The sequence below is a fragment of the Mycobacterium sp. E1715 genome (assembly GCF_001667625.1).
Classification (GTDB): domain Bacteria; phylum Actinomycetota; class Actinomycetes; order Mycobacteriales; family Mycobacteriaceae; genus Mycobacterium.
Map to the genome: position 1 here is coordinate 1 of NZ_LZJJ01000147.1, position 13,895 is coordinate 13,895.

A 13,895-nucleotide genomic window follows, 5' to 3' on the forward strand; every position below is an offset into this window, starting at 1 on the left:
CCCTTGCTGGTGGTCTTGGTGAACTCGTCGATGTTGGCCCGCGTGCCCGGCCCGGCCGAGACCGACGCCACCGACGCGACGATCTCGGCGTAGGGCACCTCCACGACCCGGGAAACGGCATAGACGATCGGAATGGTGGCCTGGCCACCACAGGTGATCATGTTGACGTTCGGAGCGTCCAGGTGCTCGCGGAGGTTGGCCGGCGGGATGACCGCCGGGCCGACGGCGGCCGGGGTCAGGTCGATCGCCCGGATCCCGGCGGCTTCGTATTTCGGCGCCGCGTCCCGGTGCACGTAGGCGCTGGTGGCCTCGAACACCAAGTCGGGCTTCTCCGACTGGGCCAGCAACCAGTCCACGCCTTCGTGCGTGGTCTCCAGGCCCAGCTTGCGGGCCCGCGCCAAGCCCTCGCTTTGCGGGTCGATGCCGACCATCCAGCGAGGCTCCAGCCACTCCGACCGCAGCAACTTGTAGAGCAGGTCAGTACTGATGTTTCCCGACCCGACAATGGCCACACTCGCCTTAGCCGGCATCTGACGCTCCTCTTATTCGAATGACAAATGAACAGATCCCAGGCCCGTGAAGTCGGCCACAAAATCGTCGCCGGCGTGCGCGTCGATCGCGCGCATACACGAGCCCGGAAGTACCAAGTCGCCTTTGCGCAACCGCACGCCGAAGCCCTCCACCTTGCGGGCCAGCCAGGCCACCGCGGTGAGGGGGTTGCCGAGCACCGCGTCGGTGCGGCCCTTGGCGACGACCTCACCGTTGCAGCTGAGGACCGCATCGATCCCTTTGATGTCGACGTCGCCCGGGGAGACGCGCGCCTTGCCCAGCACGAAGCCCGCCGACGACGCGTTGTCGGCGATGGTGTCGCACAACTCGATCTTCCAGTCGGTGATCCGGGTGTCGATCAACTCGATCGACGGGACCAGCGCCTCGGTGGCCGCCAGCACGTCGTCCTCCGTGCAGTCAGCTCCCGGCAGGTCGGCGTTGAGGATGAAGCCGACCTCCACCTCGACCCGGGGCCACAGGTAGCGGCTCGCCTTCACCGGGGTGTCTTCGAACAATTGCATCTCGTCGAGCAAATGCCCGTAGTCCGGCTCGTCGACCCCCATCATCTGCTGGATCGCCTTCGACGACAGGCCGACCTTATGGCCCAACACGCGGGCTCCCTCGGCCACCCGCTGGCGGATGTTGATCAGCTGGATCTCATAGGCGTCGACGACGTCGATCTCCGGATGAGCGGCGGTCAGCGGAGCGATCGGTGAGCGGCTCCGCTCAGCCTGCGCCAGGTCGGCAGCAAGCTCGTCTCGTGTCGCAACACTGAGCATCTGCAGAAGTCCCCTCGTTCGTGTGACCGGCCCAGTAGCGCCCGGCCCGGGCAATTCTATAACGTGTTCTACATGACAGCACAGGAGCTCGACGTCGTCGTGGTCGGCAGCGGCGGAGCCGGCATGGTAGCTGCGCTTACCGCCGCTCACCGGGGCCTTTCCACAGTAGTCATCGAGAAGGCTGCGCACTTCGGCGGCTCGACCGCCCGCTCGGGTGGGGGCGTCTGGATTCCCAACAACGAGGTGCTCAAGCGTGACGGCGTCCGGGACAACCCGGAGGCGGCCCGGACCTACCTGCACGGCATCGTCGGCAACGTCGTCGAGCCGGAACGCATCGACACGTACCTCGAGCGCGGACCCGAGATGCTCTCGTTCGTGCTGAAGCACACCCCGCTGAAGATGTGCTGGGTTCCGCGCTACTCCGACTACTACCCGGAGGCGCCGGGCGGTCGCGCCGAGGGACGTTCGATCGAGCCGAAGCCGTTCGACGCGCGCAAGCTGGGCGGCGACATGCCCGGGCTCGAGCCGGCATACGGCAAGGTGCCGCTCAACGTCGTTGTGATGCAACAGGATTACGTGCGGCTGAACCAGCTGAAGCGCCACCCTCGGGGTGTGCTGCGCAGCCTGAAGGTCGGCGCCCGCACGATGTGGGCGAAGGCGACCGGTAAGAACCTCGTCGGCATGGGCCGGGCGTTGATCGGCCCGCTGCGGATCGGGTTGCAGCAGGCCGGGGTCCCGGTGCTGCTCAACACCGCGCTCACCGACCTGTACGTCGAGGACGGCGTCGTGCGCGGAGTCTACGTTCGCGACACCGGCGCGTCGGAGTCGTCGGAGCCGCGGCTGATCCGGGCGCGGCGCGGGGTGATCCTCGCCTCCGGTGGTTTCGAGCACAACGAGCAGATGCGGGTGAAGTATCAGCGCGCGCCGATCACCACCGAGTGGACCGTCGGCGCCAAGGACAACACCGGTGATGGCATCGTCGCCGCCGAAAAGCTCGGCGCCGCACTCGAACTGATGGAAGACGCCTGGTGGGGCCCGACCGTGCCGCTGGTGGGCGCGCCGTGGTTCGCGTTGTCCGAGCGCAATTCGCCGGGATCGATCATCGTCAACATGTCGGGCAAGCGGTTCATGAACGAGTCGATGCCCTACGTCGAGGCCTGCCACCACATGTACGGCGGAGAATTCGGCCAGGGCCCCGGGCCGGGCGAGAACATTCCGGCGTGGCTGGTGTTCGACCAGCAATACCGCGACCGCTACATCTTCGCGGGATTGCAGCCGGGACAACGCATTCCCCGCAAGTGGCTGGAGTCGGGGGTCATCATCTCCGCCGACACCCTCGAGGAGCTGGCGCAGAAGGCCGGCCTGCCGGTCGCGGACTTCACCGCGACGGTGGCGCGATTCAACGGCTTCGCCAGGTCCGGCGTCGACGAAGACTTCCACCGCGGCGAGAGCGCGTACGACCGCTACTACGGCGACCCGACGAACAAGCCGAATCCCAACCTGGGTGAGCTCGCCCACGCTCCGTACTACGCCGCCAAGATGGTGCCCGGTGACCTGGGCACCAAGGGCGGCGTCCGCACCGACGTCCACGGCCGTGCGCTGCGCGACGACGGCTCGATCATCGAAGGCCTTTACGCCGCAGGCAATGTCAGCGCCCCGGTGATGGGTCACACCTACCCGGGTCCGGGCGGGACCATCGGCCCGGCGATGACGTTCGGCTACTTGGCCGCGCTGCACATTGCGGGGGAACGCTGATGCCCATCGATGTAGACGTCGCACTGGCCGCCGAGCTGGACCCGATCGATTTCTCGTGGACGAGCAGCGACGTGCAGCTCTACCACTTGGCGTTGGGCGCCGGCAAGGATCCGATGGATCCACGCGAACTGCGTTACCTGGTTGACGACACACCGCAGGTGCTGCCGACGTTCGGCAACGTGGCGGCGTCCTTTCACATGACCAAACCGCCGATCGTGCAATTCCCCGGCATCGACATCGAGCTGGGCAAGGTGCTGCACGCCAGCGAGCGGGTGGAGGTGCCCGGCCCGCTGCCGCCGTCGGGGTCGGCCCGCGCCGTCACCCGGTTCACCGACATCTGGGACAAGGGCAAGGCCGCGGTGATCTGGAGTGAGACGACCGTCAGCGCGCCCGACGGTACGCTGCTGTGGACGCAGCGGCGGTCCATCTTCGCCCGCGGTGAGGGCGGATTCGGCGGCGAGCGTGGGCCGTCGACGTCGGACGCCGCGCCGGACCGGGCGCCCGACGTGGAAGTGGCGGTGCCGCTCCTGCCGCAGCAGGCGCTGCTCTACCGGCTGTGCGGCGACCGCAACCCGCTGCACTCCGACCCGGAATTCGCTGCGGCCAATGGCTTTTCGCAACCGATCCTGCACGGCCTGTGCACCTACGGCATGACGTGCAAGGCCATCGTCGACACGCTGCTGGACGGTGACGCCGGCGCGGTGGCCGCGTACGGCGCGCGCTTCGCCGGCGTGGCGTTCCCGGGCGAGACGCTGCGCGTCAACCTGTGGAAAGAGGACGGCCGTTTCGTGGCTAGCGTTGTCGCGCCTTCGCGCGACAACGCCGTGGTGCTCAGCGGCGTCGAGCTGGTCCCCGCGTAGCGGCTTTGCGCCGGGCGGACTACCGCTAGACGGCGCAATATGCTTTCGTCCTTTCATGGTCGCTGAAGGGCAGTCGCCCGAGCCGCGTGCGGCCGACGAGCGAACCGCACTGCGGAGCATGCCGATATTCGCCGATATCGACGACGAACAACTCGACCTGCTCACGAAGACCGTAGGTCGCCAGCACGTTCTCGCCAACGAGTGGCTCTTTCACCTTGGGGACCCGTCGGACGCAATCTATGTGATCGCCTCGGGGCGATTCGCGGCCATCGGCATCGACGGACAGGTGCTTCGTGAGATGGCGTCCGGTGACTCGATCGGAGACCTGGGCGTGATCACCGGCGCCGCTCGCTCGGCCGGAGTACGAGCCCTTCGGGACGGCGTCGTCTGGAGGATCGCCGCTGACGCGTTCAGCGAGGTGCTCGCCAAGGCGCCGCAACTGCAATCGGCGATGTTCCGAGCGATGGCGGTAATGCTTCGCGAGTCACGGGCCGCCACCGTTTCTCGCGGTCGGCGGGTCGTCGGCGTGGTGTCGACCGGGGATGCGGTTGCCATGCCGATCATCGAGGCGATCGCGACTCGGCTGAGATCGCACGGTCGGGCCGCCGTCGTCGCGCCGCCCGTCGAAACGACGGCGGCGGCCAATCATTACGGCGAGCTCGTCGAAGCGTTCAGCGAGACCCTCGACCGCGTCGAGCGGAGCAACGATTGGGTGTTGCTGGTGGCCGACCGGGGCTCGGGCGACAGCTGGCGACGCTATGTCACCGCGCAGAGCGACCGAGTCGTGGTCCTTGCCGATCAAACCCATCCGCCGGACACGCTCGAACCACCGGTGACGCAAGGGCCGGTCCACCTGGTCACTTGTGGCGTCGTGCCGGACCCGAGCTGGTGGGATCTGCTGCGGCCCGTATCGCATCACCCCTCCGATGACGACGGAATCGGCGCGCTGGCCCGCAGAATCACCGGGCGCTCTATCGGTCTCGTGCTGGGGGGCGGGGGCGCGCGGGGCCTCGCGCATTACGGCGTCTACGAAGAGCTCACGCGGGCGGGCATCGTCATCGACCGGTTCGGCGGAACCAGTTCCGGTGCCCTCGCCGCCGCCACCTTCGCGTTGGGGCTGGACGCGCGGGATTGCACCGCGGCGGCGCGGAAGTACGTTGCCGAGACCAGGCCGGTCAGCGACTACACGATCCCTGCGATAGCCCTCACCCGAGGTCGCCGTGTCGACCGTTTGATAGAGGGATTCTTCGGCAGCACCACCCTGATCGAGCACCTGCCGAGGGAGTTCTTCTCCGTCTCCACCGACATCATCACGGGCGAACAGATCATCCATCGCCGTGGGCTGCTGTGGGTCGCCGTGCGCGCATCGATCTCGATACCCGGTCTCCTGCCGCCGGTGCAAAATCGCGAGCGGCTGCTCGTCGACGGCGGATTGATGAACATCCTCCCGGCCGACGTGATGTGTGCCGACCCCGACGGCGAAGTGATATGCGTCGATCTGCGCACGACGTGGGTGCCGTCGAAGGGCTTTGGCCCGCTGCCGGCGAAGCTTCAGCCTCCCGCGTTCGTCCGGCGGCTCGTGACAGGCACGGATGCGGCCCTGCCTCCGCTGCAAGACACGTTGCTTCGCAGCGTCGAACTAGCGGCCCCCAAGTGGAACCTGCGCGAGCTCCCCCGGGTCACGGCGATCATCGAGCCGGACGTCTCGGCGATCGGTCCACTGGACTTCAAAAACATCGACGCCGCCCTGCAAGCCGGGCGGAAAGCGGCCCGGGCCGCTCTCGAAGCGCAGCCGGCGCTCGTTCGCTGAGCGTCGGATACGATTACCCCTGCAGCTAACAGCTCAGCACCTTCAGATGGCAGACGCTTAGTGTGTGCACAGAGTGGTCAGGGCGGGCGTGGCACTCAACGACGGGTCTCGCTCGCACACCCGGCCGTTCGAGTGCGGCGAGGTCGTTAAGCCATGCGCTCCGATTGGTTGAACAAGCCGCTGGCCAATCTGGTCATGCACTTGAACGGCGGCGAGAAGCTCGTGCCGATCTTCGATCAACTATTCGTCGGCCGTCAGTGCGCGGGCATCGACGAAGCGCGCCGGCTGGTTATCCAGGACCCGAACATCTCCCGTAACCACCTCGAGATCCGTCTCGACGTCGTAACCGACCGGGCCTACCTCATCGACACCAGCACCAACGGAACGTTGCTCAACGGCATGCCGCTGGAACGCGCCGTGCAGGTCCCCATCAAGCCCGACGACCAGATCTCGATCGGCGACGTCGTGCTGATCTTCCGATCGGACCGGTTCAATGCAGCGGGGTTGACCAACACCAGCCCGACCCTGACCCGGATCGCCGAGGAGACCATGGTGATGGTGGTCGGCGATATCACCAACTACTCGACGATCTCGGAGGTCACCGACAACCGGGTGATCGCCCAGAGCCTGAACTATCTGTGGCACGACCTCAACCAGGTGCTGCGCGCCCACCGCGGCACGCTCAACCACTACGCCGGCGATGCGCTGTATGCCGTCTGGGAGCTGCGGACGATTCCAAAGGCCAATGAGCTCGCGATCGACTTCGCGCTCGCCGCGAACCGGAGGGTCGAGGAGCTCGGGCCCACCCTCCCCCTGCGGAGCCCGGACGGCTCGCCGATCCGCATGGGCTGGGGGGTGGTGCAGGGCCGGGCCGCGATCGCCGCGATGACGAGAACGGTCACGGCCGTGATTGGCGACGCGACCAACGTGGCGTTCCGGCTGGCCGGCATCGCCGGGCGGGCCGGGCGCCCGGCCGTGATGGTCAGCAGCCGCGTGCGCGATGCCGTTGAGCCGGAATATGTCTGGGGCCACTCGGAGCAGGTCGAGATCAAGGGCCGGCGCGGCATGGAGACCGTGTATTCGGTCGTCGCGCGTTCTTAGCCGACTGCCGTCGAGTGTGCGGCAGGCCGCACAGTCGAACGCGAACGTGCGGCAGGCCGCACACTCGAACGCGAATGGCAGCGTTAGCCGAGGATGAGGCCCGACGTGGGCACGCCGGTTCCCGCGGTGACGAGGACGTGCTCGACGTCGGGGACCGGGTTGACCGAGGTCCCGCGCAATTGCCGAACACCCTCCGCGATTCCGTTCATCCCGTGGATGTAGGCCTCACCGAGCTGGCCGCCGTGGGTATTGATCGGCAGCCGACCGCCCACCTCGACCGCGCCGTTGGCGATGAAGTCTTTGGCCTCGCCCTTGGCGCAGAATCCCAACTCCTCCAACTGAATCAGTGTGAACGGAGTGAAGTGGTCGTAGATCACGGCGGTCTGAATATCGTCCGGCTTCAGGCCCGATTGCTGCCAGAGCTGCCTGCCGACCACACCCATCTCGGGCAGGCCGAGTTCGGAGCGGTAGTAGCTCACCATGGTGTACTGGTCGGGGCTGGCGCCCTGGGCCGCCGCCTCGATGACGGCGGGCCGCTGCTTGAGGTCTCGCGCCCGCTCCACCGAGGTCACCACGAGGGCCACCGCGCCGTCGGTCTCCTGGCAGCAGTCCAGCAGCCGCAACGGCTCGGCGATCCACCGCGAATTCTGGTGGTCGTCAATGGTTATCGGCTTCTCGTAGAAGTACGCCTTCGGGTTCTTGGCCGCGTGCTTGCGGTCTGCGACCGAGATGGCGCCGAAGTCACGGCTGGTGGCACCGGACCAGTGCATGTACCGCTGCGCGATCATGGCCACCTGCGCGGCCGGTGTCGAAAGGCCATGCGGATACGAGAAGGAGTTGTCGGCTGCCGTCGAATCGGCCTGAGCCCCAGGGGTCCCCGCGAGGCGACTTTGCACCTGACCGAAACGCTGGCCGGACCGTTCGTTGAACGCGCGGTAGGCCACCACGACGTCCGCCAGCCCGGTCGCGACGGCCGCTGCTGCGTGTGCGACGGTCCCGCACGCCGCACCGCCGCCGTAACCCGTCTGCGCGAAGAATCTCAGCTCGCCGATGCCGGTCGCACGCGCCACCGCGGTCTCGTTGTTGCTGTCCATCGTGAAGGTGGTGAGGCCGTCGACGTCCGACGGCTTGAGGCCCGCGTCGTCGAGCGCATCCAGAACCGCCTCGGCCGCCAGGCGCAGCTCGCTTCGGCCGGAATTCTTCGAGAAGTCGGTGGCACCGATGCCGACGATGGCGGCCTTACCCGACAACATTAAGCGTCCCCAATCGTGAGCGTGGCGGTCGCGATGACGTGGTCGCCAAGGCTGTTGCGGCCGAACACCTTCACCGTGATCAACCCGTCCTCCACCGCGGTCACCTCACCTGAGAAGGTGATGGTGTCGTAGGCGTACCACGGCACGCCCAGCCGCAGACCGATCGACTTGATCATCGCGGTCGGCCCGGCCCAGTCGGTCAGGAAGCGCTGTACCAGCCCGGTGTCGGTGAGGATGTTGACGAAGATATCCTTCGATCCCTTGGCCTGGGCCAGATCCCGGTCGTGGTGCACGTCCTGGAAGTCGCGGGTGGCGATGGCCGTCGAGATGATGAAGGTGGGCGTGCCTTCGACCTTGAGCTCGGGCAGCTTCGTACCCACTTCGACGACGGGCGCACTCATGCTTGGGGCTCCCATGCGTACAGGGTCCATTCCGGGCCGGACTCACCGGCGGGAAAGTCGATATAGGTTGCGCGAACAGGCATTCCGATCTTCACCGCGGCAGGATCCACCCCGCGCAACTCGCCCAGCATCCGGACCCCTTCCTCGAGTTCGACCAGGGCGATCACGAAGGGCAGCGTGCGCCCGGGAACCTTGGGCGCGTGGTGCACTACGAAGCTGTACACCGTGCCCGTGCCGCCGGCCACCACAAAGTCGATCGGCTGCTCTTTGTCCTGCCACACCGCCGGCACCGGCGGGTGCTGCAGACTGCCGTCGGGCCGCCGCTGAATGCGCAGCTCGTGTGCCTTGACACCCTCCCAGAAGAACGCGGTGTCCCGGGAAACCGCCGGGCGCATTAGGGCGTCGGCGTCCAAATCCTCGGGAATCGAAGACCGCGCCGTCTCGGATGTCTCGCGCGGCTTGAATTTTAGTATGCGCCATGCCATCTCGGCGACATCCTCGTCACCGACGCGCCAGGTGATGTGCTGGTTGATGAACCAGCCTTCGCCGAGAGCGGTCTGTTTTGGCCCGACCACGTCACGCATCTCGGAGTGCACGGTCACCCGCTCGCCGGGACGCAGATACCGGTGGTAGGTCTGCTCGCAGTTGGTGGCGACCACGCCGACATAGCCTGCGCCGTCGAACAATTCCATGATCGGACCCATGGGATCGTCCGTCGGACGCTCGCCGCCCAGTCCGAACATCGTCCACACCTGGATCATCGCCGGGGGCGCGACAAGGCCGGGATGACCGGCGGCCTTGGCCGCGGCCTCGTCGACGTAGATCGGGTTGCGGTCGCCCAGCGCCTCGACCCAGTTGTTGATGATCGGCTGGTTGACCGGATCCCGGCCCGTGCGGGGTGCGGCGACGACAGTGGACGTGATCTCGGCGACAGCCTTCTTGATGTCGTCCGTGTCGGTCATCGAGGGACCCTCGGCACTTTGAGGCCTGCCGCCGCGATCATTTCTCGCATGACTTCGTTGACGCCTCCACCGAAGGTGATGACCAGGTTGCGCTTGGTTTGCGAGTCCAGCCAGTTCAGCAGCTCCGCGGTGTCCGAGTCGGCCGCGTTGCCATACTTGCCGACGATCTCCTCGGCGAGCCGGCCGATGTACTGGATCCGCTCGGTGCCGAAGACTTTCGTGGCGGCGGCGTCGGCCATGTTGATGTCTTCACCGGCCGCGGCCACCTGCCAGTTGAGCAGCTCGTTGATTCGCCACATCGCGTGGATCTCACCGAGGGCCCGCTTGACGTCCTGGTGGTCGATCGGGGTGATCCCGTCGCTGCCCGGCTTGGACGCCCAGGCGTGCAAGCGGTCGTAGATGCCGGCCGTGCGGCCCGCGGGGCCGAGCATGACACGTTCGTTGTTGAGCTGGGTGGTGATGAGCCGCCAGCCGCCGTTCTCCTCGCCGACCAGCATGTCGGCGGGCACCCGCACGTCGTTGTAGTAGGTGGCGTTGGTGTGGTGGGCGCCGTCGGACAGGATGATCGGCGTCCAGGAGAACCCGGGATCCTTCGTGTCCACGATCAGGATCGAAATGCCCTTGTGTTTAACGGCTTCCGGGTCGGTGCGGCAGGCCAGCCAGATGTAGTCGGCGTCGTGTCCGCCGGTGGTCCACATCTTCTGGCCGTTGACGATGTACTCGTCGCCCTGACGGACGGCGGTCGTCCGCAGGGACGCCAGGTCGGTGCCGGCCTCGGGCTCGCTGTAACCGATCGCGAAGTGCACCTCGCCCGCCAAGATCGCCGGCAGGAACTTCTTTTTCTGCGCTTCGCTGCCGAACTGCTGCAGCGTCGGCCCGACGGTCTGCAGCGTGACCGCGGGCAGCGGAACGTCGGCCCGATGCGCCTCGTTGACGAAGATCGACTGCTCGATGGGCCCGAAGCCCAAGCCGCCGAACTCTTTTGGCCACCCCACCCCGAGCTTGCCGTCGCGGCCCATCCGCCGGATCACCGCGCGGTAGGCCTCGTTGTGCCGGTCCTGCTCCATCGCCTTCATCTCGTCGGACGAGATCAGGTTCGAAAAGTACTCCCGCAGTTCCGCTTGCAGCTGACGCTGCTCCGGAGTGAGGTCTATGAACATTGCGCTCCCACCAGGTCGAGACGATGAGAAGAACCGCCCAGCAGCCGGGACAGGTCCTTGATCGTGGAGTAATACCGGTGCATCGGGTAGGTGATGTCCATGCCCATGCCACCGTGCAGGTGATGGCAGGTCTGCATCACCGGCGGGGCCTGCGAAGTGATCCAGTAGCCGAGCACGTCCAGGTCGTCGTCGGCGTCCCGGCCTTCGGACAGCCGCCACACCACCGACTTGGCCGCCAAATCGATGGTGCGCGAGGCGATGTAGACCTCCGCCAGCTGCGCCGCCACCGTCTGGAACGTGGACAGCGGCTTGCCGAACTGCTTGCGGTTGGCCACGTAGTCCGCGGTGAGGCGCAGCGCCCCGGCCACCAGCCCGTCGGCGTAGGCGCCGACGGCCGCCAAGGCGAGCTGATTGACCCGATGCGCCTGGGCGCCGGCGAGCACATCGGAGTCGCCGACAGCGACGTCGGCGAACGTGACGCTGTACTCGTCCGCACCGTTCGATGTCGGCGTCTTGACCACCGCCACACCGTCGGCCTTCGGCGACACCACCACGACCGCGCTGTCCGCGGTCACGACCATCCAGTCGGCGGATTCGGCATACGGCACAGCCACTTTGGTGCCCGACAGCCGGCCGTCGGCGAAGGTGGTCGACGGCCGGTCGGGCAACGCGGCGCCGGGCTCGTTCAGCGCGGCCGTCAGCACGCCGCCCTTGGCGACCGTGGCCAGGAACCGGTCCTGTTGTTCATCGGACGCCAGGTCAAGCAGCGGCGCCACGCCGAAGCCGAGGGTGGCCAGCGCCGGCGTGATGGCGCCGTGGCGGCCTATCTCGGTGAGCACCGTGGCGACCTCGGGCAGGCCGACGCCGTCGCCGCCGAGGCGCTCGGGCACCGGCAGCGCCGTCACCCCGCCGCTGACCAACGCGTCCCAGCCGAGGTCCCGATCCAGAACGGACGTCACCACATCCGCGACGGCTTGTTGCGTCGCAGTGAGATTGAAGTCCATCAGGACGTCACCGCGGTCTTGCCGGTGTAGTCCACCTGCCAATGCTTGATTCCGTTGAGCCAGCCCGACCGCAGCCGCTCGGGCTCGCCGACCGGCTTGAGGTCCGGCATGTGATCGGCGACCGCGTTGAAGATGAGGTTGATGGTCATGCGGGCCAGGTTCGCGCCGATGCAGTAGTGGGCGCCGGTGCCACCGAACCCGACGTGGGGGTTCGGGTCGCGCAGGATGTTGAAGGCGTGCGGATCAAGAAGGGCGAACGGGTGGTGATGTCCTACCGCTCGGCCAACTTCGACGAAGAGGTCTTCGAGGACCCGCACGCCTTCAACATCCTGCGCGACCCGAACCCCCACGTCGGGTTCGGTGGCACCGGCGCCCACTACTGCATCGGCGCGAACCTGGCCCGCATGACCATCAACCTCATCTTCAACGCGGTCGCCGATCACATGCCGTGGGTGATCGAGTTGCGCGTGGTCTCGTTGCCCGCCACCGCGAGCATCACCACGAAGAAACCGAACTCGTCGTCGGAGAGCTTCTCGCCGTCGATGTCGGCCTGGACGAGCGTGGTGACGATGTCGTCGGTGGGGTTCTTGCTGCGCTCCGCGGCCATCGCCATGGCGTAGGTGATCAGTTCCATCGACGACTGCGCGGGATCGACGTGAGCGTACTCGGGGTCGGTGCCGCCGGTCATCTCGTTGGACCAGCGGAAGAGCTTGTCGCGATCCTCCTGGGGAACGCCGAGCAGGCCCGCGATGGCTTGCAGCGGCAGCTCGCACGAGACCTGCTCGACGAAGTCGCCGCTGCCCTCGTGCGCCGCGGTCTTCGCGATGTTCTGGGCACGCTGGGCCAGCTCGGCCTCCAGCCGTCCGATGGCCCGTGGCGTGAAGCCGCGCGAGATGATCTTGCGCAGCCGGGTGTGGTGGGGTGCGTCCATGTTGAGCATGACGCTGCGCTGCAGCTCGACCTGCTCGCGCTTCATCTCCGGCGGCCACGTCGGGATGGCGCCGTTCATCCAGCTCGAGAAGATGTCGCTGCGCTTGGACACCTCCTTGACGTCGGCGTGCTTGGTGACGAGCCAATATCCGTGGTCCTCGAACCCGCCCGCGCCATTGGGGATGTCGACCCAGTGGATGGGCTCCGCCTTGCGCAGCTCGGCGAGTTCCGCGACGGGCAGCCCGGCGAGGTTGACGTCGGGGTCGAGAAAGTCGAAGTCGGCGGGGATGTTGGGGGGTGCCATGATGTGTGCGCTCCTCAATTGCAACGTGTTCTAGTGCCAGTAAAACACGGCTCCTGCGCAGATAAAAGGCAGGTCACCATCGTCGCTTGTCAGACTAATGAAACGTGTTCTAGCCTGACGGAATGGGTAACCCGGTAATCGTCGAAGCCACCCGCAGCCCCATCGGCAAGCGCAACGGATGGCTGTCAGGGCTGCATGCGACCGAGCTGCTTGGCGCGGTGCAGAGGGCGCTGGTGGAGAAGGCCGGCATCGACGCCGGCGACGTCGAACAGGTCATCGGCGGCTGCGTGACGCAGTTCGGCGAGCAGTCCAACAACATCACCCGGGTCAGCTGGCTGGTCGCCGGGCTGCCGGAGCACGTCGGCGCCACGACCGTGGACTGCCAGTGCGGCAGCAGCCAGCAGGCCAACGGGCTGGTGGCCGGGTTGATCGCGGCGGGTGCCATCGACATCGGCATCGCCTGCGGAATCGAGGCCATGAGCCGCGTCGGACTCGGCGCCAACGCCGGTCCCGACCGAAGCATCCTGCGGCCCGCGTCGTGGGACATCGACCTGCCCGACCAGTTCACCGCGGCCGAGCGGATCGCCAAGCGGCGGGGCATCACCCGCGACGACATCGACGAGTTCGGCTACCAATCGCAGGCCAAGGCCAAGCGGGCGTGGGAGGAAGGCCGGTTCGACCGCGAGATCTCCCCGATCGAGGCGCCGGCACTGGACGAGAACAAGCAGCCGACGTCCGAGCGGGTGACCATCTCCCGCGACCAGGGCCTGCGGGAGACCACCCTGTCGGGGCTGAGCTCGCTGAAGCCGGTCATCGAGGGCGGAATCCACACGGCGGGAACGTCGTCGCAGATCTCCGATGGCGCCGCGGCGGTGCTGTGGATGGACGAGGACAAGGCCAAGTCGCTCGGATTGCGGCCGCGGGCCCGCATCGTCAGCCAGGCGCTGGTCGGCGCCGAGCCGTACTACCACCTCGACGGCCCCGTCCAGTCCACCGCCAAGGTTCTGGAAAAGGCCGGCATGAAGAT

At 67.0% G+C, this 13,895-nt stretch carries 12 protein-coding genes and 3 pseudogenes; 6 read left to right on the plus strand and 9 right to left on the minus strand.

The window, feature by feature from the left end; genetic code table 11:
• Positions 1–530: acetylating acetaldehyde dehydrogenase (locus tag A9X03_RS08240; protein WP_197505060.1), on the minus strand; the 530-nt coding region annotated here is incomplete at its 3' end.
• A 12-nt stretch (positions 531–542) separates the two neighbouring features.
• Positions 543–1,328: a 2-keto-4-pentenoate hydratase gene (locus A9X03_RS08245; protein ID WP_067891499.1), complete on the minus strand. Its 786-nt coding sequence runs from the start codon at positions 1,326–1,328 to the stop codon at positions 543–545.
• A gap of 72 nt (positions 1,329–1,400) precedes the next feature.
• Between A9X03_RS08245 and kstD the strand changes: the two genes are divergently transcribed.
• The 4 genes from kstD (at position 1,401) to A9X03_RS08265 (ending at position 6,854) form a co-directional block, all read left to right on the plus strand.
• On the plus strand, positions 1,401–3,083 hold the full coding sequence (kstD, locus tag A9X03_RS08250) for a 3-oxosteroid 1-dehydrogenase (protein WP_068260532.1): 1,683 nt from the start codon (positions 1,401–1,403) through the stop codon (positions 3,081–3,083).
• Positions 3,083–3,943, plus strand: a complete 861-nt coding sequence (locus A9X03_RS08255; RefSeq protein WP_068260520.1) for a MaoC/PaaZ C-terminal domain-containing protein — start codon at positions 3,083–3,085, stop codon at positions 3,941–3,943. The genes kstD and A9X03_RS08255 overlap by 1 nt, the downstream gene beginning before the upstream one ends.
• 55 nt (positions 3,944–3,998) lie before the next feature.
• The gene (locus A9X03_RS08260) at positions 3,999–5,753 is read left to right on the plus strand and encodes a patatin-like phospholipase family protein (RefSeq protein WP_068260522.1); all 1,755 of its coding nucleotides are present in this window, start codon (positions 3,999–4,001) and stop codon (positions 5,751–5,753) included.
• Positions 5,754–5,906: 153 nt separating this feature from the next.
• Entirely contained in the window at positions 5,907–6,854 is a 948-nt protein-coding gene (locus tag A9X03_RS08265; protein WP_068260524.1) for an adenylate/guanylate cyclase domain-containing protein, read from the plus strand.
• A gap of 83 nt (positions 6,855–6,937) precedes the next feature.
• Here A9X03_RS08265 and A9X03_RS08270 read toward each other — a convergent pair whose 3' ends face one another.
• The 6 genes and pseudogenes from A9X03_RS08270 to A9X03_RS29130 all read right to left on the minus strand — a co-directional run.
• Positions 6,938–8,107, minus strand: coding sequence for a lipid-transfer protein (locus A9X03_RS08270; RefSeq protein WP_068260526.1), 1,170 nt, complete (start codon positions 8,105–8,107; stop codon positions 6,938–6,940).
• Positions 8,107–8,508, minus strand: coding sequence for a MaoC family dehydratase (locus A9X03_RS08275; RefSeq protein WP_068260529.1), 402 nt, complete (start codon positions 8,506–8,508; stop codon positions 8,107–8,109). Before A9X03_RS08275 ends, A9X03_RS08270 begins: the two co-directional genes overlap by 1 nt.
• Positions 8,505–9,470: a bifunctional MaoC family dehydratase N-terminal/OB-fold nucleic acid binding domain-containing protein gene (locus tag A9X03_RS08280; RefSeq protein WP_067752382.1), complete on the minus strand. Its 966-nt coding sequence runs from the start codon at positions 9,468–9,470 to the stop codon at positions 8,505–8,507. Before A9X03_RS08280 ends, A9X03_RS08275 begins: the two co-directional genes overlap by 4 nt.
• Positions 9,467–10,630 (minus strand): acyl-CoA dehydrogenase FadE29, encoded by a 1,164-nt coding sequence (gene fadE29 / locus A9X03_RS08285; protein WP_067752379.1) that lies wholly within the window; start codon positions 10,628–10,630, stop codon positions 9,467–9,469. The genes A9X03_RS08280 and fadE29 overlap by 4 nt, the downstream gene beginning before the upstream one ends.
• Complete coding sequence (locus A9X03_RS08290; RefSeq protein ID WP_067752376.1) at positions 10,621–11,634, minus strand: acyl-CoA dehydrogenase family protein; 1,014 nt, start codon at positions 11,632–11,634, stop codon at positions 10,621–10,623. The genes fadE29 and A9X03_RS08290 overlap by 10 nt, the downstream gene beginning before the upstream one ends.
• Positions 11,634–11,879 (minus strand): annotated as a pseudogene (locus tag A9X03_RS29130) (steroid C27-monooxygenase); the annotation flags it as partial. The gene A9X03_RS08290 and the pseudogene A9X03_RS29130, both read right to left, overlap by 1 nt.
• A gap of 21 nt (positions 11,880–11,900) precedes the next feature.
• Here A9X03_RS29130 and A9X03_RS30810 point away from each other — a divergent pair.
• Positions 11,901–12,008, plus strand: a pseudogene (locus tag A9X03_RS30810) (hypothetical protein); the annotation flags it as partial.
• A gap of 61 nt (positions 12,009–12,069) precedes the next feature.
• On the opposite strand, the pseudogene A9X03_RS29140 reads toward A9X03_RS30810, so the two are convergent.
• Positions 12,070–12,868, minus strand: a pseudogene (locus tag A9X03_RS29140) (steroid C27-monooxygenase); the annotation flags it as partial.
• Between the two features lie 122 nt (positions 12,869–12,990).
• Here A9X03_RS29140 and A9X03_RS08300 point away from each other — a divergent pair.
• Positions 12,991–13,895 (plus strand): steroid 3-ketoacyl-CoA thiolase (locus A9X03_RS08300; RefSeq protein WP_067784919.1); only part of this gene is annotated, 905 nt, incomplete at its 3' end.